Here is a 22,185-nt window from a genome sequence, read left to right on the forward strand (position 1 = left end):
GGCATGCCTGCTTATGCTGCCATCACTGCATTTGACTCTCTGGACCAACAGGTTCTGGAACTCAGAAAAGGCGATATCGGGAGCGCTTCCGTTACGCTCGAGGGGGCACCTTCCCTGCCTGCCCTGCCTGACGCAAAGGCAGATGCCTCTGCCCAGCCCACTGGAAAAACGGTTAAAATTTATTCAGAAACCGAGGCGGAGCCTGCAAAAAAAGGTGATGACTGGTTTTTATCCCCACAGTTCGCCCTGCCAGCAAAAACCGATAAAAAAAGCCCGGCTGAGCCTTCTCATTCAGGCAAGATCCCGGTCGATAACGCCCTGTCAGGCATAGTGAGTTCGCTGCCTTCTTTAGGGGAAACGCAGGCCGATACACCGGCTGAACCAGCCGCCGCCTCTGCCCCTGACGCCACCACGGCAGAACAGGACCCGAGAATGCCTCCCTCACTGACCGGCATCAGGAGCCTGTGGCAGGTTTTAGGCGCTGACAGTCGCGCGCAGGCGGGTATTAATATGATATCCGGCATCGGCAGCGGCCTGGCGGATAATGCACTGCGTGACTGGCTGGGCCAGAGCAGCAACAGCAAATTTCAGTTCAGCAGTGACGGGACAGGCAGTGCAGATATCCTGCTTCCACTGTGGGAGGGTACAAATAATCTGTTATTCAGCCAAATAGGTATCAGACGTAACAGTGAGAGAACAACCTATAATGTCGGCAGCGGCCTGCGTCATTTTATAGACGACGGCTGGATGCTGGGTATTAATGGATTTTGGGATTACGATCTGACGGGCGATAATGCCCGCTTCGGCCTTGGCGTCGAAGGATGGACCGATTATCTTAAGCTTTCAGCTAACGGTTATTTTCGCCTGACACAATGGCATCAGTCCCCCCTGGGTGTAATGGAGGATTATGATGAGCGTCCGGCAAATGGATTCGACGTTAATGCTCAGGCATGGCTGCCCGCTTACCCACAGCTGGGTGGCGCGCTGAAATATGAAAAATACTTTGGTAAAGGCGTTATTCTCAATGACTCGGCCAGTGTATCAGCTTTAAAAGATTCTCCCTCCGCCGTGACCACGGAAATTAATTATACCCCCTTCCCTCTGCTGACGCTGAGTGCGGGTCACAAGGCAGGCACTATCTCAGAAAATTACGCCAATATTGCGGTCAGTTACAGAACCGGCGTGTCATGGCGGGATCAGATCGATCCCAGAACGGTCGGGATCATGCGTAGCCTTGCCGGCAGCCGTTATGATTTTGTAGATCGTAATTACAATATTGTTATGCAATATCGTAAACAGGATCTTATTGCACTCTCCCTTCCCGCGTCGGTGACCGGTGAAGCGATGACGACGTTATCCATTGATGCCAGCGTCAGAGCTAAATACGGTTTAAAAGATATTCACTGGGAAGCGCCGGAATTAATCAGCGCAGGTGGGAAAATTCAGAAAACCTCGCCAACGTCACTTTCCGTTACCCTTCCTGCCTATTCAGGTGAAGGGAATAACGGCTGGCGGGCCACGGCTGTCGCGACCGATACGCATGGCAATGCCGCCCCACAGCAGGAAACGCTGATAAACGTTATTCGTTCCAGCAATACTATTCATTTAACCCAAATGCCCGCCGGAAGTATTGTCGCCAACGGTATTGATGAAGGAAAGGCGACCGCATTATTAACCGATAAAGCTGGCGCCCCACTCAGTAATATGACGGTGAAATTTACCCTATCCGGTCCTTCTAAACAGTGCATCATTAATGACGCCGCGACCTGCGAAGCCACGCTTAGCTCCAATAGCGCAGGGGAAGTCTCCGTTCGTTTTCGCAGCACGACAGCAGGTAATTATCAGCTTCTGGCCGCAATGGAAAACGGCAACAGCGACAGTAAGACGGTCAGTTTTATTGGCGACGTCACTACCGCGAAGATCGACTCACTGGCGGTAGTCAAAGATAATGCCGTCGCCGATGGAGTTGCTGCGGGTATCCTGCGCGTCACCATTGTGGATGCCTATAACAACCGACTGGCTGACCAACCTGTCGCTCTCAGAGCCGATATGAGGCTGGTCCTGCCTGCCAAAAGCGTTACCACCGGTAGCGAAGGTACCGCTGACATCGCCGTCACCAGTACTACCGCCACCTCCGCAGACGTTACTGCCACTCTTGGTACTTCGACCGCGAATGCGACTCTTACCTTTATCGCGGACCGCAGTACGGCACAGATCAATACGCTCCAGGTCGTTAACAATAATGCCCTCGCCAACGGCTTCGCCACAGGCTCCCTGCGGGTGATCGTACATGATGCCCACGGCAACTCAGTTGCCGGTCAGGAGGTTGCGCTTCAGGCGGCAAAAGGCCTGAAACTTACGACAGCCAGCGTCACTACTGGCATCGACGGCAGCGCTATCATCACTGCCACCAGCCGTGTCGCGACCACAATGAGTGTTACCGCCTCCGTCGGAGCATCGTCGGCCAGCGCAGATCTGACCTTTATGGCTGACAGCAGCACCGCCCAGGTTAGCGCACTGACCGTTCTCAACGACAATGCTATCGCTGATGGTCTCGACACTGTGGATCTCCAGGTTAGCGTGACGGATGCCTGGGGCAACGCCCTTGCCGATCAGGTCGTTACGCCTGACGCCGTCAACGATCTTACCCTGAGCGCCACCCGCGTTATCACAGGCAGTGACGGGCTGGCTACCTTTTCCGTTACCAGTCAGGTGGCAGCCGCTTCGCACGTCAGTGCCAGCCTCGGCGGTACATCGGCCCAGGCTACCGTTCACTTTATTGCTGATGCCCGCACGGCCCGAATAGACTCACTGGAAGTGCTGACCAATAACTCAGTCGCTGACGGTAACATCCGCAACGCGCTGCGCGTCATCGTCAACGACGCGAACGGTAACAGACTTGCCGGACAGAAGGTCGACCTGCGCAGTGATAAGCGTCTGACCCTGGGGGCTGACAGCGTCATTACCGGCAGCGAGGGCAGTGCCATCATCACCGCTACCAGTTTGACTGCGGCAACCTATGAAATCACCGCCTCACTTGCTGATTCCACCGCTAATGCGTCGATCACGTTTATCGCCGACACGCGCACTGCAAAGATCAGTAAGCTCTCGGTCAGCACCGATAATGCTGTCGCCAACGGCACGGCGACCAATACTTTACAGGTGTGGGTTAACGACGCGAAGGGTAACGCGCTCGCTAATATGAAAGTGCAGCTAACCGCGGAGAACGGCGTGAGCCTGAGTAACCGTGTGGTTACCACCGACGTTGACGGCGGAGCCACCTTTACCGCCACCAGCCGTATCGCGTCGGCTTTCACTATTACCGCCAGCCTCGGTGAATCCTCAGAAAATGCCAGGACTACAGTTCACTTTGTCGCCGATAGCAGTACCGCCCGGGTTACTGCCCTGACGGTGACCGCCGATAATGTGGTGGCTGACGGCGTGGCCAAAGCGGCACTGCGCGTTACCGTGCAGGATAAAAATGGCAACCCGGTCCCCAATCAGTCTGTCGTACTCAGCGCAGAAACCGGGCTGGTACTGCAGGCATCGGGCATCACAACCGGTAGTGACGGTACAGCCACTTTTACCGCCACCAGCACCGTCGCTGCTGGCTTAAACGTGACCGCCAGCGTAGGTGAATCAAACCTTAGCGCCAGGGTGAACTTTATCGCCGATGCCACCTCCGCCGAGATCACCGCCCTAGCGGTGACCACCGACAATGTGGTCGCTAACGGTGCGGCTAAGGCTGCCCTAAAAGTCACCGTCCAGGATAAAAATGGTAACCCGCTGGCCGGTCAGAAAGTCAGCCTGAACGCCGATAAGACCCTGACACTCAGCGCCGCTACCGTTATAACTGGCAGTGACGGCACGACCACTTTTACCGCCACCAGCACTACCGCGACCACCTCTAACATCAGGGCCACGCTGGGTGAGTCCGTGCGCAACGCCTCCGTGACCTTTATCGGGGACGTCACGACCGCCCAGATCACAGCCCTGATGGTCACCACCGATAACGTGGTCGCTGACGGTGCGGCTAAGGCTGCCCTAAAAGTCACCGTACAGGATAAAAATGGCAACCTGCTGGCCGGTCAGAAGATCAGCCTGAGCGCCGATAAGGCGCTGACGCTCAGCGCTGCCAGCATCACCACGGCGAAGGATGGCAACGCTACCTTCACCGCCACCAGTACTACCGCAGCCACCTTCCCTGTCAGGGCCGCGCTCGGTGATTCCGTACGTAACGCGAACGTGTCCTTTATCGGGGACATCACAACCGCCCAGGTGAGCGCGTTGAAGGTCACCACCGATAACGTGGTCGCCAACGGCACGGCCAAAGCCGCCCTGCGCGTTACCGTGCAGGACAAACACGGCAACCTGCTGGCCGATCAGAAAGTGGCCCTGACCGCTGCTGATAAAGGCGTCACGCTCAGCGCTGCCAGCGTCACCACCGCGAAGGACGGTACCGCCACCTTTACCGCCACCAGCACCACGGCGGCCGTTTACAGCGTTAGCGCCGGGCTGGGTGATTCGTCACAAAGCGCCAGGGTGACCTTTATCGCCGACGTCAGCACCGCCCGGGTCAGCGACCTGACCGTTACCACCGATAACGTGGTCGCTAACGGCACGGCCAAAGCGGCCCTGCGCGTCACCGTACAGGATCAGCACGGTAACCTGCTGGCCGGTCAGAAGGTGGCCCTCAGCGCCGCTGATAAAGGCGTCACGCTCAGCGCCGCCAGCGTCACCACCGCGAAGGACGGCACTGCCACTTTTACCGCCACCAGCACCACGGCGGCCGCTTACAGCATCAGCGCCGGGCTGGGGGAATCGTCCAAAACCGCCACGGTGACCTTTATCGGCGATGTCACGACCGCTCAGGTCAGCGACCTGACGGTCACCACCGATAACGTGGTCGCCAACGGCACGGCCAAAGCGGCCCTGAGCGTCACCGTTCGGGATCAGCACGGCAATCCACTGGCCGATCAGAAGGTCACCCTGACCGCCGCTGATAAAGGCGTCACACTCAGCAGGGCCAGCGTCACCACTGCGAAGGACGGGACCGTCGCCTTTACCGCCACCAGCACCACGGCGGCCACCTACAGCGTCAGCGCGACCCTCGGTAAATCGTCCAAAACCGCCACGGTAACCTTTATCGCCGATGCCATGACCGCTCAGGTCAGTGCCCTGACTGTCACCACCGATAACGTGGCTGCTAACGGTGCGGCCAAAGCCGCCCTGCGCGTCACCGTACAGGACCAGCACGGCAACCCGCTGGCGGATCAGAAAGTCACCCTGACCGCTGCTGATAAAGGCGTCACCCTGAGCGCTGTCAGCGTCACCACCGCGAAGGACGGCACCGCCACCTTTACCGCCACCAGCACCACCGCGGCCGCCTACAGCGTCAGCGCGACCCTCGCTAAATCGTCCAAAACCGCGACGGTGACCTTTATCGGCGATGTCACGACCGCTCAGGTCAGTGCCCTGACCGTCACCACCGATAACGTGGTCGCCAACGGCACGGCCAAAGCCGCCCTGCGCGTCACCGTACAGGACCAGCACGGCAACCCGCTGGCGGATCAGAAAGTTACCCTCAGCGCCAAAGACAGCGGCGTCACCCTGAGCGCTGCCAGCGTCACCACCGCGAAGGACGGCACCGCCACCTTTACCGCCACCAGCACCACCGCGGCCGCCTACAGCATCAGCGCGACCCTCGGTAAATCGTCCAAAACCACGACGGTGACCTTTATCGCCGATGCCAGCACCGCTCAGGTCAGCGCCCTGACCGTCACCACCGATAACGCCCTGGCCAACGGGTCGGCCAAAGCTGAACTGCGCGTCACCGTACAGGACCAGCACGGCAACCCGCTGGCGGATCAGAAAGTCACCCTCAGCGCCGCTGATAAAGGCATCACCCTGAGCGCTGCCAGCGTCACCACGGCTAAGGATGGCACCGTCGCCTTTACCGCCACCAGCACCACCGCGGCCGCCTACAGCATCAGCGCGACCCTCGGTAAATCGTCCAAAACCACGACGGTGACCTTTATTGCCGATGTCAGTACCGCTCAGGTCAGCGCTCTGACCGTCACCACCGATAACGCCCTGGCCAACGGGTCGGCCAAAGCTGAACTGCGCGTCACCGTGCAGGACCAGCACGGCAACCCGCTGGCGGATCAGAAAGTCACCCTCAGCACCGGAGACAACGGCATCACCCTGAGCGCTGCCAGCGTCACCACCGCCAGGGACGGTACCGCCACCTTTACCGCCACCAGCATGCTTGCCGTGGACCACAAGGTCAGCGCGACCCTCGGTAATTCGTCCAAAACCACGACGGTGACCTTTGTCGCCGATGCCACTACCGCTCAGGTCAGTGCCCTGACCGTCACCAGCGATAATGCGCTGGCCGACGGTAAGGCCAAAGCTGAACTGCGCGTCACCGTGCAGGACCAGCACGGCAACCCGCTGGCGGATCAGAAAGTCACCCTCAGCGGCGAAGATAAAGGCATCACCCTGAGCGCTGCCAGCGTCACCACCGCCAGGGACGGTACCGCCACCTTTACCGCCACCAGCATGCTTGCCGTGGCCCACAAGGTCAGCGCGACCCTTGGTAAATCGTCCAAAACCGCGACGGTGACCTTTGTCGCCGATGCCCGCACCGCTCAGGTCAGCGACCTGACCGTCACCACCGATAACGTGGCCGCCAACGGCACGGCCAAAGCCGCCCTGCGCGTCACCGTGCAGGATGAGCACGGCAACCCGCTGGCCGCTCAGAAGGTCACCCTGACCGCCGCTGATAAAGGCGTCACGCTCAGCGCTGCCAGCGTCACCACGGCGAAGGACGGTACCGCCACCTTTACCGCCACCAGTACCACGGCGGCCGCTTACAGCGTCAGAGCAGGTCTGGGAGAATCGTCCAAAAATGCGACCGTGACCTTTATCGGGGATGTCACGACCGCTCAGGTCAGCGACCTGACGGTCACCACCGATAACGTGGCCGCCAACGGCACGGCCAAAGCAGCCCTGCGCGTCACCGTGCAGGATGAGCACGGCAACCCGCTGGCGGATCAGAAAGTCACCCTGACCGCCGCTGATAAAGGCATCACCCTGAGCGCTGCCAGCATCACCACCGCGAAGGACGGTACCGTCGCCTTTACCGCCACCAGCACCACCGCGGCCGCCTACAGTATCAGCGCGACCCTCGGTAAATCGTCCAAAACCGCGACGGTGACCTTTATCGGCGATGTCACGACCGCTCAGGTCAGCGCCCTGACCGTCACCACCGATAACGCCCTGGCCAACGGCACGGCCAAAGCCGCCCTGCGCGTCACCGTGCAGGACCAGCACGGCAACCCGCTGGCGGATCAGAAAGTCACCCTCAGCGGCGAAGATAAAGGCATCACCCTGAGCGCTGCCAGCGTCACCACCGCGACGGACGGTACCGCCACCTTTACCGCCACCAGCATGCTTGCCGTGGCCCACAAGGTCAGCGCGACCCTCGGTAAATCGTCCAAAATCGCGACGGTGACCTTTATTGCCGATGCCACTACCGCCCAGGTCAGCGCCCTGACCGTCACCAGCGATAATGCGCTGGCCAACGGTAAGGCCAGAGCTGAACTGCGCGTCACCGTGCAGGATGAGCACGGCAACCCGCTGGCGGATCAGAAAGTCACCCTCAGCGGCGAAGACAAAGGCATCACCCTGAGCGCTGCCAGCGTCACCACCGCCAGGGACGGTACCGCCATCTTTACGGCCACCAGCACCACCGCAGCCGCCTACAGCGTCAGCGCGACCCTTGGTAAATCGTCCAAAACCGCGACGGTGACCTTTATCGCCGATGTCAGCACCGCTCAGATCAGCGCCCTGACCGTCACCGCCGATAATGCGCTGGCCAACGGTAAGGCCAGAGCTGAACTGCGCGTCACCGTTCAGGATGAGCACGGCAACCCGCTGGCGGATCAGAAAGTCACCCTCAGCGGCGAAGATAAAGGCATCACGCTCAGCGCTGCCAGCGTCACCACCGCGAAGGACGGCACCGCCACCTTTACCGCCACCAGCATGCTTGCCGTGGCCCACAAGGTCAGCGCGACCCTTGGTAAATCGTCCAAAACCACGACGGTGACTTTTATTGCCGATGCCAGTACCGCTCAGGTCAGCGCCCTGACCGTCACCACCGATAACGTGGTCGCTAACGGCGAGGCGAAAGCCGATCTGCGCGTCACCGTGCAGGATGAGCACGGCAACCCGCTGGCGGATCAGAAAGTCACCCTGACCGCCGCTGATAAAGGCGTCACGCTCAGCGCTGCCAGCGTCACCACCGCGAAGGACGGTACCGCCACCTTTACGGCCACCAGCACCACCGCGGCCGCTTACAGCGTCAGAGCAGGTCTGGGGGAATCGTCCAAAACCACGACGGTCACCTTTATTGCCGATGTCAGTACCGCTCAGGTCAGCGCCCTGACCGTCACCGCCGATAACGCGCTGGCCAACGGGTCAGCCAAAGCTGAACTGCGCGTCACCGTGCAGGATGAGCACGGCAACCCGCTGGCCGCTCAGAAGGTCACGCTGACCGCCGCTGATAAAGGCGTCACGCTCAGCGCTGCCAGCGTCACCACCGCGAAGGACGGCACTGCCACCTTTACCGCCACCAGTACCACGGCGGCCGCTTACAGCGTCAGAGCAGGTCTGGGGGAATCGTCCAAAAATGCGACCGTAACCTTTATCGGGGATGTCACGACCGCTCAGGTCAGCGCCCTGATGGTCACCGCCGATAACGTGGCCGCCAACGGCACGGCCAAAGCCGCCCTGCGCGTCACCGTGCAGGATGAGCACGGCAACCCGCTGGCGGATCAGAAAGTCACCCTGACCGCCGCTGATAAAGGCATCACCCTGAGCGCTGCCAGCGTCACCACCGCGAAGGACGGTACCGCCACCTTTACGGCCACCAGCACCACCGCGGCCGCCTACAGCGTCAGCGCGACCCTCGGTAAATCGTCCAAAACCGCGACGGTGACCTTTATTGCGGATGTCAGTACCGCTCAGGTCAGCGCCCTGATGGTCACCACCGATAACGCCCTGGCCAACGGTAAGGCCAGAGCTGAACTGCGCGTCACCGTGCAGGATGAGCATGGCAACCCGCTGGCCGGTCAGAAAGTCACCCTCAGCGGCGAAGACAAAGGCATCACCCTCAGCGCTGCCAGCGTCACCACCGCGAAGGACGGTACCGCCACCTTTACCGCCACCAGCATACTTGCCGTGGCCCACAAGGTCAGCGCGACCCTCGGTAAATCGTCCAAAACCGCGACGGTGACCTTTATCGCCGATGCCAGTACCGCTCAGGTCAGCGCCCTGACCGTCACCACCGATAACGTGGTCGCTAACGGCGAGGCGAAAGCCGATCTGCGCGTCACCGTGCAGGACGAGCATGGTAATCCACTGGCCGATCAGAAGGTGACCCTCACTCACGATCAGGGTTTGACGCTCAGTGCGGACACCGTCACCACCGCGAAGGACGGTACCGCTACCTTTACCGCCACCAGCACCATCGCGACGATTTATAACGTCGGTGCCACCCTCGGTAAATCGTCCAAAAATGCCACGGTGACCTTTATCGCCGATGTCAGCACCGCCCGGGTTAGCGCCCTGACGGTCATCACCGATAATGCGCTGGCCAACGGTAAGGCCAAAGCGCAGCTCAGCGTCACCGTGCAGGACAAATACAGCAACCCGCTGGCGGATCAGACGGTGAGCCTTACCGCCGGTATAGGCGCGACGCTTCGCGCTGGTGACGTGGTGCTCAGTACCGACACCGTCACTACCGCTAAGGATGGCACCGCCACCTTTACCGCCACCAGCTCCACCGCCGCCGCGTATGAGGTCAGAGCCACTCTCGGTGAATCGTTCCGCAACGCCAGGGTAACCTTTATTGCCGATGCCACGACCGCTCAGGTCAGCAGCCTGACGGTTACCACCGATAACGTGCTGGCCAACGGCAAAGCAATGGCCGCACTTAGCGTCAAAGTTCAGGATAAAAACGGTAACCTGGTGCCAAATCAAAAGGTAATACTTAGCACCAAAGATAAAGGCATCACACTCAGCACTGACACCGTTATCACCGGTAAGGACGGCACCGCCACCTTTAGCGCCACCAGCACCCTGGCGGCTGCGTTTAAGGTCAGAGCCGCCCTCGGTGAATCGTTCGGCGAAGCCACGGTAACCTTTATCGCTGATGCCAGCACTGCCCAGGTCAGCGCCCTGACGGTCACCACCGATAACGCGCTGGCCGACGGCAAGGCGATGGGCGTACTGCTGGTCACCGTAGAAGATAAAAACGGTAACCGACTGGCCGATCAGGAGGTGACCCTCAGCGCCGAAGGTAAAGGCGTCACCCTCAGCGCTGCCAGCGTCACCACCGCGAAGGACGGTACCGTTGCCTTTACCGCCACCAGCACCACAGCGGCCATTTACTCCGTCAAAGCAACCCTCGGGAAATCGTTTAAAAACGCGGCGGTGACCTTTATTGCCGACGCCAGTACCGCACAGGTCAGTGCTCTGACGGTCACCACCGATAACGTACTGGCCGACGGCAAAGCAATGGCCGCGCTGATGGTCACTGTAAAAGATAAAAACGGCAACCTGCTGGCCGATCAGACGGTGACCCTTACCGGTGATAAAAACGTGGCGCTTAGCACGCCCACCGTCACTACAGGTAAGGACGGCACCGTTACGTTTACTGCTACCAGCACCCTTGCAGCAGGGCAGAAGGTCAGCGCCACGCTGGGCGAATCCTCCGTTGATGCAGTGGTAACCTTTATCGCAGACAGCAATACTGCGCAGATCGGCTCACTTGTGGTCACCGGCGATAATGCCGTGGCAAACGACAAAGCCACCGACACCCTGGTGGTGACCGTGCGGGATGCCCATGGCAACCCGGTGGGGGGCCAGGCTGTCACTCTCTCTTCTGACAGCAAAGTGACACTTCAGCGCACTCGTGAGACGGATACCAGGCTGACGGATGGCCTTATCGTCTATACCGACGAAGAGGGTACGGCTCCCTTTAACGCCACCAGTACTAGCGCAGGAACCTGGGACGTGACCGCCACACTTGGCAAGTCAGTAGCCCAGACCAAAGCGACGTTTATTGCCGGCGAGATAAGTAAAAAGTCCTCCTTCTATAGCGAAGTCCCTGTGACGGTCGGAAATGGTAATGACACCATCAGCCTGGTTTTAAAAGCCTTTGATACCTACAACAACGCGGTTACCGGGAAAAAAATCGTATTCAAGTCGAAGGATATGAACAGCATTACATTCAGCGACGTCTCTGAAAAGGAGGGTGTCTACACCGTTCAGATTGCGTCAGCTAAACCCGGCCGTGATGTCATTACAGTCTGGCTGGATGGCGTCGCAATTGGAGAGATCAATCCCGTGAACATTGGTTTTTACCGCGCTGATTTTGTTATGAATATCAATTAATGAATTTTTGAACGCATAACAACCACTGGTAACGGTAAATTAATTAATGTCGATCCCCGAGAGGGGGTCGACAAAGGGGAGTAGAATTGTGCGAATGAAAATAGTAAACCCGGTCACGATAGCAGTATTTATTTTAGCCACTTTCAGCATTCAACATGCACAGGCTCTAAGCTGTAAACTCAATAACAACTCGCTAATCACTGAACCCGTCGAACTCAATAATTTAATCTTCCTTTCGGGAACGAAGAATGGGGAAAAAGTCTGGGAATCACCGGTATTTTCCAGAGACATAAGCTGCACCAGTAAAATAAAAGAGAATGTTTATGTTTACCCTTATCCTAAAAGAGGACAGGAGACCTTACCAAAGGGTGTAAAAATGGGCTTAATTTTTAACGGTAAAGATCTGGGGACATTTGACCTAAGCAGTACACCAGCAGCGGGTAAAATAGACACCAAGTGGACAATTAATAAAAATACCGCTCACACGACAATGACTTTTCAGGCCTATCTCAAAAAAGAAGGAGATATTGACACCTCTATGGTCTCCAAGGGGGTTACGCTTTTCCAACTTGATGGGGTGAAAGGATTGAATGGCACACCAGACTCAAACTACAACCTTAATATTAGAGGATGGGAAAAAGCCGGCACGCTAACCTGTAAAAAAGAGCTCAAAAGCACCAGTTTCACGCTCGGTAAAATTGATACCCTGAAAGCCATGAATCATGCAACACAGCTGAATAATGGAACGGCACGCATCGAAGCTGTCTGTTCCAGTACGTCGAGCAATATTGTTAATGCGGCTAAAACATTACAGGGTACAATCAAATTAACAGGAAGCAGTGCCAAAAATGACGATCGGGCGTTTGCCTCACAGTTGGATACGGCAAACTTGTTGATTTCCCTGAATGGAACTGCCGTTACGCCTGGCAAAGAAATCCCTTTTACTGTTCCTCTTAGTGCGGGAAAAGGGAGCGTCGTGCTTCCTTTAACGTACACTCCGGAGATTGCTAAAATTCCACAAGCGCCCGGTGAACCTGAATGGCTTTTCAAAGAGAGTGATGAGGCGGCTAAGATTACAGTAGATTTCTCGTTTAACCCCACTATTGTAACCTCTCAATAACACCATTCGACCCTCGCGTCAAAACGGCCCGGTGCCATATTTAATTTAGCTAAGCGTAACGTGCTTAGCTAACGTATTATTTCGATAACGCCCTAAATAAGAGTATTAAAGCGTTACTGATGATCAAAGGTAATTAATCACACCACTCTTTATATGCATGGCCATTTTTGTCTATACGTAACCAACGCATTCTGATATAACAGCCTGGTTGTTATCATCATCCATTTGGTTACACCTCACCACAGAATGAATAAATCTTGATTAATCGGTTCATCAGGGAACATGATGAAAAAAATACCATTAGGGAAGAGCGTTTTTAACGCCACAGAGGAAAGAATACACTGGGTATTTAATACCTTTCCCACAGTATGCCTCTCTTTTTCAGGAGGTAAGGGTTCATCAGTATTATTACACCTTACAGCCGATATTGCCCGGCGCCTGAAGCGAAAGTTCACGGTTCTTTTCATTGATTGGGAAGTCCAGTATTCGGACACCATCGCACATGTTTCCAGCATGAAAACATGCTATTCCGACGTTATAGAAAAGTTTTATTGGGTAGCGCTGCCAATGACAGCCCTGAATAGCACTTCTCAACATCAGCCGCTATGGCTACCCTGGGATAAAACTGTCGAATGGGTCAGGTGCCCTCCCCAGGATGCCATTACTGATGAGAAATTCTTTCCCTTTTATTATTATGGAATGGATTGCGAAGAGTTCGTGGCAAAGTTCGGAAAATGGTTTGCAAATAATGCCTCCGCGGCCCTACTGGACGGCAACCGTACCGAAGACTCGCTTAACTGCTACAGAACTATCACCTCGGGCAGGAAAATGCGGTTCATGGATGATAAACCGTGGACAACAGCTTCAAAATTCGGTTTCTGCTATTACGCCTATCCCATATATGACTGGAAAATAAAGGATATTTGGCTCTATTACATCAGGGAGAACAAACCTTTCAATACTGTTTATGAGCATATGTATAAGGCAGGTATTTCACCGAAAAACATGCACATTTCCGAGCCTTATGCAGGCGCTCAGCGGCAAAACCTGTGGCTATTCGCGGTTGTGGATGCCACCACCTGGGGTAAAGCCAGCAAACGAGTAAAAGGTGCCAGCACTGGGGCATTATATGGCAGAAAACGCTCGCCATTTTATGCGCAAAAAGATTTTGCAAAGCCCACCAATCTGAGCTGGAAGGAGTTTGCATTACTGCTGATCAAAACGCTTCCTCCTACTACCGCTGAGCACTATCGCAACAAAATATTCCTTTACCTTAGCGGGTACCAAAAAAAAGGCTTTCCCAATAGCATCCCTGAAGAACAGGAATACGATCTTGGGCTGAAGGATATCCCCTCATGGAAAAGAATCTGTAGCTGTATTTTAAAAAACGACTACTGGTGTCGCACTCTGTCATTCAGCCCGACCAAAATGTCAACTTACACCACATACAGCAAACGGATTAAAGCGAAAAGAGACAACTGGAGGTTGTTATGAATATTGAAAAAATCACTTTTCTTATCAATAAATATTTCGCCAACATCTCATTTGAAGACCGGATTCATAGCTTAAATGAGATCAGGAAAACGCTATCACAACACAGTCCTTTTCAGCACCATCCGATCGACTCTGTAGAATGGGTTAAAATGAGCGATATTGAATTAAATAACTACAACCCTAATAAGATTTCTCCTTATGAATTCACCCTCCTTCGCGTTAGCCTGCTACGTAATGGCTATACTCAGCCGGTAATCGTACATGAGGAAAATAATAAATATATCGTTATTGATGGTGAACATCGTTTCAGGCTGGGGATGGAAACGCCTGAACTCCAGCAATCGCTTCACGGCTATATCCCCGTTGCTAAAATCAGTGACGTTCATTTGCAGGACAGAATGGCAGCCACTATCCGACACAATCGTGCTCGCGGGCTGAACTCGGTCCAGGGAATGACAGAAATCGTCGTTAGCCTGAGCAATAAAGGGTGGGATGATGAAAAGATTTCCAGTGAACTGGGCATGGAACAGGATGAAATACTACGACTGAAACAGCTCTCAGGACTGGAAGAATTATTCAGGAATGAGGAATATACCGAAGCATGGACCATCACTTAACGGCCAGGGTTAGATCCGTAAGGTGAATCTGCTTATTGTACTGGATAGGCGTATTTGTTGGACGAACAAGAGCCTCATACGTGTCTTCCATCAGGGGCCGAATTGATGGCGATTCCTACCCTCAGAATTCATCAGGCGGGTTTAAGCGATTTTTTAGTGTGTAAGAGGAACTCTTACTTTCTATGAATTGCACCTCCGAAACGCGCCGAGGGCATCTGACGCGGTGTAGCAAATGAACGGATGTTATGTTTAATCGGCCGCTATTCATCCGCCCGTCTGATTAAGGTATCATCCCTAAAATAACCCTTAAGGAAAAGGTGGTTTTATGTGGCGGGAAGAACTGGATGATATTGGCCTCGGGCATCACGGAGACAGAACGACAACGGGCGCGATTTGCTATGCCAGTATGCAGGACACCTACTGGTTCGGGATGCCCGCCTTATTGCGCCAGGGCGACCGGGTAGGCCCCTGCCCGGCCTGCGGCAAGCCCGGAAAAATTGCTGAAGGGAATCCCCGAATGAGTTATGGCGGGCTTCCTGTCGCGTTTCATAAGGCACTGATTATTTGTGGTTGCCCGCGCGGTTCGAACCAGCTGATCGCCCGCGTCGGGGACTGGCTCGGCCCTGGAAAGCCGCCGCACCCTTATGAACCGGCGCATATTGTGCTGGCGCAAATGAACGGTGAGACAAATGCCGAACCTGAGCAGCACGCGCAGGTGGCAAAGAAAAAGAAAAGTGAAATAACGCTGACCATCGGGGTATTTTTCGATGGCACCGGCAACAATGCCAATAATAGCGGCGACCGTCAGGCCGTCTGTACCGCTGAGCATTTTGGGATGAACGACGCGGAGTCAGAGTCTGCGTTAGGGCAGTGCATCCGGCTGAGCCGGGGATTTAGCGGCACCGCCGCCGGGAGTTATCTCGGCTATTACACCAACGTGCACTGGCTCAATACGCTGTATAACCCGGAAATAAGACCCGATACGGGAGCCGGTCAGTACGCCATTTATATTGAGGGGATCGGTACGGAAGATGGAGCGGGCGACAGCAGTTACGGGATGGCAACCGGCCGGGGAGACACCGGCGTGGTAAGGAAAACCGATAAGGCCGTTGCGGCACTCTCTGCCGGTATTCAGGGATATTTTAGCAGACATGCCGATGCCCGTTCCTGCGTCATCAAAGAACTGCAGTTTGATATTTTCGGGTTCAGTCGGGGTGCGGCGGCGGCGCGGCACTTTGCCAACCGCGTATTCAGTCAGGACAGTGCTATCATTGCGGCTATTAAAGCCGGACTGGAGGGCGTTGAGTTCTCAGGTACCCCCGGCGGTAAAACCCGTTTTCTGGGGATATTTGATACTGTAGCGGCCATCGGCAGCCCGGTGAACGGCCTTAATCCGCACAGCGCCGATACCGGTGAGGTGGATCTCGTGCTGCGTCCGGGCGTTGCGGAGAAGGTTTTTCATATCACCGCACAGCACGAATGCCGGTTTAACTTCGCGCTGAACAGCGTAAAACCTGCCTGGCCGGAGCTGGCCCTGCCCGGTGCGCACTCCGACATTGGCGGAGGCTACAATCCCGACGAGCACGAAGCCTATTTTCTGACCCGCCCTCAGTTTGAAACCGTCCCTCTTTCCACGTCAGATACGAAAACGCGGATTTATCAGCAGGCGGGTGAGCAGATCCGGATGATGGATAGCTGGCCGGCGATAGCCCCGCTGTTGCAGGCGGTGGAGATCAATATCGACACCTGGCACGATGCACGGATGCCCGCCGACCGTTACGGCACGCTACAAAAACGCAGCGGCGCGGCCGCGGTTATTGACCGTCCGACGCGTAACGACTGGTCAAAGGTGGTGCTGCGGGTCATGCTCGATGCGGCGCAGGATGCGGGCGTGGTATTTGATCCTATCGATGAGACCGTTCCAGATTTTGCGTTGCGATCAGAGATAAACAGCCTGTGTGAAAAAGCAATCGTTATGGGCCGTGCCGCCCGTAGCGGTCAGCCAGTGACCGGCTTTACTATCCCGGAAATCGAGATGCTGGCGGGGCAGTACCTTCATTGCTCAGCCAACTGGAACGGTGTGGTCAGAGACGGTCTGGGAATGGTCACTGGGGCGGTCAAACCGGCGAAGCTGGTGACCTTTACCAACCGGCCTGACGAGCGCTGGCAGCGAACAGTTTACGATATGGACGGACATAAAATATGGAAATAATCCGCAAGGTGGGATTTTTTTCGGTGCTGATTCTGACAGCCTGTCACAGTGTGGGCGGGAACCGTTCCACAGCCGCTAAAAACGATACCCCAAAAGAGTGGACCTTTGATTTTTTCACGCCTAAAGCGCTGCCCGCGCTGGTAACGTTCGCCGTTATTCAGGACGCTGACGGTACGATTTATCGCTTTAACACGCTGAACCGAACGTCTGATCTAACCGGTGTTATCGGCGAGTGGAATGACAGGGATCGTGCTGCCGGAGGGCACTGGAATCACGTTAAACGTCCTCCCCGGCATATTATTTTTTGCTGGGACTCGGTGATCGATAAAAAGGTGTATGAGACCCACCTGACGATCCCTAAACCCGTTCTGGAAAAAATGCTCAGGCCAAGCGCGACCAGGAATTATCAGGGGAATATAGCGTATTACGACAGAGTGCAAATCGGGCTGGCCCCGGAAGGAAAGATAGCCGTCTGGCTACAGGGTATAAATTTTGAGCCTAATTATCGCGTCACGCCGTCAGTTCTGTATACGTTATCCGGCGATAAATTAGATATCTGCAAAGGAATAACTAAACACCCTGATGGATACAAATATTACGGCGATACGCCTGATTTTATTAAAGGGAAAAAATACCCTTACGGTCGCTGGTAACGAGAACAATTTCTGAAAATAAAAAAGGATCTGTCTGAGATCCTTTTTTTCTGGGCATAGTCTTCTGCGCAAAAAGGAAAGAACCTCCCCAGGCGGGTTGATTCTTCCCGTTAGAAGTCTGGGACCTCTTCTGGCTAACCAGGTATTTAGTCGCCAGGCGCAGAACCTTAACCACTATGTGTAGAGTAAAGCGCATCCGGTGCCACGTTCATATGCTTGAGTACCGGCCCGATAATATTGCCGAATACCGGGGCAGCAACCGACCCACCAAAGTGATCGCCCGCTGTTGGGTGGTTGATCATAATCACCAGCGCCACCTGGGGGTTGCTGGCCGGTGCCACGCCCGCCGTGTAGTTAATGTAGCCGCCGTCATATTTGCCGCTGGCCCCCATTTTCTCTGCCGTACCGGTTTTGATTGCCAGACGATAGCCCGGCACGGCGGCACGTACCCCGCTTCCGCCCGGCAGCGCATCACTCTCCATCATATGCACTACCGAACGCACCGTATCCTCGTCGGCCACGCGCGTACCCATTACCGGCGGCGTTACTTTAGTGATGGAAAGAGGCCGGTAGATACCAAAGGATCCGAGCGTGGCGTACTCACGGGCGATCTGTAACGGCGTGACGCGCAGGCCGTAGCCGAATGAAAAGGTTGCCCGTTCAATATCCGCCCAGCGTTCGCGGTGCCGTGGGAAATAGCCCACGCTCTCCCCGGTCAGCCCCAGATCCGTTGGTTTCCCCAGCCCAAAGGAGCTGAAGGTGTTAACCAGCACTTCAGCAGGCATTGCCAGAGCAATATGGGATACGCCGATATCACTCGATTTCTGCAGGATGCCGGTCATGGTAAGACGCGGCCAGTGCCCCACGTCACGTATCAGGTGACCGTTAACGCGATAAGGCGTGGTATCCAGCACCGAATCGGGCCTGACCAGCTTACGTATCAGCCCTTCCATCACCACCAGCGGCTTAACGGTCGAGCCGGGTTCATAACTGTCATTGATGGCGGTATTGCGCATCTGGTTAGGTGACACATCGACAAAATTATTGGGGTTGAATGACGGATAGGAGGCCATCCCGAGGATTTCACCGGTGTCCACTTTGATTAGCACCGCCGCCCCGGAATCCGCCTTATTAAGCAGCACGCCGTCGCGAAGACGCGTATAGAGCGTGTACTGATCGAATTTATCAATGCTGAGCTGAACCGTTGGTGGCTGGCGGGGTGGCTCATAGTTGATCATCGCCACGATATTGCCGTGGGCGTCCTGACGATATTTCTCGCTGCCCGCCGTCCCCTGGAGCACTTTATTAAAGCCTTTTTCCAGTCCGGTCAGCCCGCTGTTGTCCGCGCCAACAATGCCAAGCAGCGGTGCAGTGGCATCGCTCATAGGATAAAAACGGCTGTCGTTATAGACGGTAGAGATGCCGGTCAGATGCAGTTTCGCGATGTCCCGGGCAATACCCAGCTCAATTTTATGCCCCAGATAAAGAAAGCGCCGGTTGGGATTGGCATTAATCTGCTGGGCTATCTGTTCTGGCCGCTGACCGAGCGCGTTGGAGAGATATTCCCATTTGGCGCTGGTGAAATCGGGATGCGCTTCCAGCACGCGCTGCGGGTCGGCAATGATATCGCGCGAAGGCACGCTAAGCGCCAGCGCCTCGCCGTTACGATCCAGCAGCGTCCCCCGGTTGGTGGGGATAGCAACGGTACGCAGCGAGCGTTCATCCGCCTGCTTTTCCAGCATCGGATGATTAATGAGCTGCAAATCACCGACCCACGCCAGCAGCAGCACCAGGCAGCCAAGCACGCCAAGGCAAATTATACGAAAGCGAAGAGGATGAAACGGCGTTTTAGCCAGATCTTTAGCCAGTGTTTTTTTTATGCGGGACATGAATTATCTGCTGATTTCTGCTGGGCAACTGGCTGGGAGTTATACAAAAAATGCAGGGGAGATAACAGGGAAACTGTGTTTCAGATCGTGATTGGCGCGAAAAAAAACCTGCGCATCTGCGCAGGTTGGTGAAAGAAAAGCATGAGAACTTTGATGTTCACCCATCAATACCTCTGGGATATAAACTGTACCAAGCTGGCCGCGCCCGCCGCCAGCCAGCATTCGCAACAGTTACCCGCAAAATGTAACCAGCCATGAGTTTCTTAGGCTGTTTTGCAATCTTTTGCCCGACGGATCTCCACCAGGCAGCTCATCGCATTAGGCCCCTGGGTCAGGGATGAGGTTCCGATGTCCAGCGTCAGGACATTTGGATTTCCCGCCCGGTCGTAAGGCTGCCAGGCTTTGCCAAAACCCGGATCAAACCAGGCGCCGGTCGCGATCAGCACCACGCTGCGGCTGACGCCCTCAGTCAGCCTGACCCCCGCCAGCATTCTGCCGCGATCGTTACTCACGTCAATGACGTCGCCGTCGACGATGCCGCGCGCGGCAGCATCTTCAGGGTGCATCCACAGCGTTTCATGCCCGGCCGTTTTGTTCGCCTGCACCGACGGCGTGGCATCCATTTGGCTATGGAGACGATCGGCAGGCTGAACAGAGATCATATGCAGGGGGAAACGCTGACCGATCTCTGCACCCAGCCACTCTTCCGGCGGCCGCCATTCAGGATGCGGAGCAAAGTCGTCCAGCTGATAACCGGCAATCGTCTCGCTGAACAACTCAATTTTGCCGCTGGCGGTTTTAATCGGGCTGGCCTCCGGGTCATCACGAAACGCTTCCATAAAGACGAAGGGCTTCTCCCCTGCGGGTACTTCGACGTAGCCCTGCTCCCAGAAGGTCTGGAATTCCGGCCAGTGAACGCCTTTGCGCTGGTGGGCGACGGCACATTGCTGGTAAAGATGGGCTATCCACTGCGCTTCATTGCGGTTTTCGGTAAAGGCCTCGCGATAGCCCAGCCGCTCGGCGAGATCGGCAAAAATATCAAAATCGTTACGGGCCTGATGCTGCGGTTTAATGGCCTGGTGCATCGCCAGCACAAAGCGATCGCGGGAGGAACCGCCGATATCGTTACGCTCGAGAGAGGTGGTAACCGGCAGCACAATATCCGCCATCCGGGCCGCCGGCGTCCAGACAATGTCCTGTACGATGACCGTATCGGGCCGCTGCCAGCCAGCCACCAGCCGGTTTAGCTGCTGATGGTGATGAAAAGGGTTGCCGCCCGCCCAGTGAACCAGATGAATATCCGGATAGGTGTGCGTTTCGCCCTGAAACAGATAGGGTTCACCGGGATGCAGCAGCATATCGCTGATACGCGCGACGGGGATTGACCGATCGGCGACCGGGTTAATCCCGGTAGACATCAGCGGTGCGGGTCCTTCTATACGGGGGTTACCGACGCTGTTCATTGAGCCATGACCAAATGAGAAACCGGCTCCCGGCAGGCCAGGCTGGCCGAGCATGGAGGAGAGCGCGATCATCATCCAGTAGGGCTGTTCGCCGCGGTGCGCACGCTGAACCGAATAGGAACAGGTGATAAAGCTGCGTTTGCCTGTGAGCTGTTTAGCCAGCTGCTGAATTCGCTCTGCGGGGATCCCGGTTATCTCACTGGCCCACTGCGGCGTTTTCGGCGTACCGTCGCTCTCCCCCAGCAGATAACGGCGTAGCTGCGGATACCCCACGCAGTGGGAGTGCAGGAACGCCGTATCCACGGCGTTGAGCCGTTCGATTTCAAAGCCAAGAGCCAGCATCAGCGCCACATCGGTATTGGGGCGGATAGGGATCCATTCGGCGTTGACGAACGCCGGGCAGTCATCGCGCATCGGGCTGATATTGATAACCGTCGTGCCTTTGGCCGCCAGCGCCAGCAGCGCGGGTTTAAGGCTGTGCTGCCCTGCCCCGCCGGACGCGACCTGGCCGTTTTTCAGCGCCAGGCCACCAAAGGCGATAAATATTTCACAATGTTCAACAACGCTCGGCCAGTCGGTAACCCGCCCGGTCAGCGGCATATAGGTGCCGATCACATAGGGCAGGAAGAACTGCGCCGCGCCCCAGCTGTAGTTGCCGAGCTGATCAATACCGCCGCCGCCGGTGAAGTAGAAGCGACGGATCAGCGTGCGGGCATGGTTGACCCGCCCTGCCGATGACCAGCCGTAAGATCCGGTAAAGATGCCCTCTGCGCCGTAGCGATCGCGTACCCGACGGTTCTCTTCCGCCACCAGGTCAAGCGCGGTATCCCAGTCAACTTCAACGAAGTCTTCACGCCCGCGCAGCGTCCGGTCACTGTTTTCACGCGAGCGAAGCCACGAACGGCGCACCATTGGCCGACGAATCCGCTTATCGGAATAGACCAGTTCCGGAATGCTGTTAAGCATGGGCGACGGGTCCTGATCAGCAAAAAAGGGTTCGCAGCGCAGCAGTTTCCCCGCCTCCACGACGGCGTTAAAGGCGCCCCAGTGGGCAAGGTGCGGCACTTTTTTTAGGGTCATATCGGGTCCGGCAGGCATTTTTTATGGAAAGTCAGGGTAGCATTTTTTCACGCTATTGCGCTTTTGAGATGGACAATTTATCACAAGGGTAAATCCTGCCCGATGGCATCTCACTGTCTGACCAGCGGATCTCTCCACCCGCAGAATTTACTCTGCTTTGCGACGGCGCTGGCATTCTGTGTGCTTGAAGTTACTGG

General features: G+C 56.0%; 8 protein-coding genes. 6 read left to right on the forward strand and 2 right to left on the reverse strand.

All coding sequences use genetic code 11. The features are described from left to right. Positions 1–3: 3 nt before the first annotated feature. The 6 genes from AAGR22_RS17995 (at position 4) to AAGR22_RS18020 (ending at position 17,556) form a co-directional block, all read left to right on the forward strand. Positions 4–11,460 carry an Ig-like domain-containing protein gene (locus AAGR22_RS17995; RefSeq protein ID WP_345828824.1) on the forward strand — a complete coding sequence of 3,819 codons (11,457 nt, stop codon included), beginning with the start codon at positions 4–6 and terminating at the stop codon, positions 11,458–11,460. 94 nt (positions 11,461–11,554) lie between these two features. Continuing rightward, positions 11,555–12,580, forward strand: a complete 1,026-nt coding sequence (locus tag AAGR22_RS18000) for a hypothetical protein (protein ID WP_345828826.1) — start codon at positions 11,555–11,557, stop codon at positions 12,578–12,580. 282 nt (positions 12,581–12,862) lie between these two features. Continuing rightward, a complete protein-coding gene (locus tag AAGR22_RS18005; RefSeq protein ID WP_345828827.1) occupies positions 12,863–14,074 on the forward strand; it encodes a DUF3440 domain-containing protein in 1,212 nt (403 codons plus the stop codon). Further along, positions 14,071–14,691 (forward strand): ParB N-terminal domain-containing protein, encoded by a 621-nt coding sequence (locus tag AAGR22_RS18010; protein ID WP_345828829.1) that lies wholly within the window; start codon positions 14,071–14,073, stop codon positions 14,689–14,691. Before AAGR22_RS18005 ends, AAGR22_RS18010 begins: the two co-directional genes overlap by 4 nt. A 325-nt stretch (positions 14,692–15,016) precedes the next feature. Then, positions 15,017–16,903, forward strand: coding sequence for a DUF2235 domain-containing protein (locus tag AAGR22_RS18015; RefSeq protein ID WP_345828831.1), 1,887 nt, complete (start codon positions 15,017–15,019; stop codon positions 16,901–16,903). After that, on the forward strand, positions 16,894–17,556 hold the full coding sequence (locus tag AAGR22_RS18020) for a DUF2931 family protein (RefSeq protein ID WP_345828832.1): 663 nt from the start codon (positions 16,894–16,896) through the stop codon (positions 17,554–17,556). The genes AAGR22_RS18015 and AAGR22_RS18020 overlap by 10 nt, the downstream gene beginning before the upstream one ends. Before the next feature lie 167 nt (positions 17,557–17,723). Here AAGR22_RS18020 and AAGR22_RS18025 read toward each other — a convergent pair whose 3' ends face one another. Both AAGR22_RS18025 and AAGR22_RS18030 read right to left on the reverse strand, forming a co-directional pair. After that, positions 17,724–19,445, reverse strand: coding sequence for a penicillin-binding transpeptidase domain-containing protein (locus AAGR22_RS18025; RefSeq protein WP_067708952.1), 1,722 nt, complete (start codon positions 19,443–19,445; stop codon positions 17,724–17,726). Between the two features lie 263 nt (positions 19,446–19,708). Then, positions 19,709–21,988: a molybdopterin guanine dinucleotide-containing S/N-oxide reductase gene (locus tag AAGR22_RS18030; RefSeq protein WP_345828833.1), complete on the reverse strand. Its 2,280-nt coding sequence runs from the start codon at positions 21,986–21,988 to the stop codon at positions 19,709–19,711. Between the last annotated feature and the right edge of the window lie 197 nt (positions 21,989–22,185).

Origin of the sequence: Erwinia sp. HDF1-3R, from assembly GCF_039621855.1 — a bacterium.
Taxonomy (GTDB): domain Bacteria; phylum Pseudomonadota; class Gammaproteobacteria; order Enterobacterales; family Enterobacteriaceae; genus Erwinia.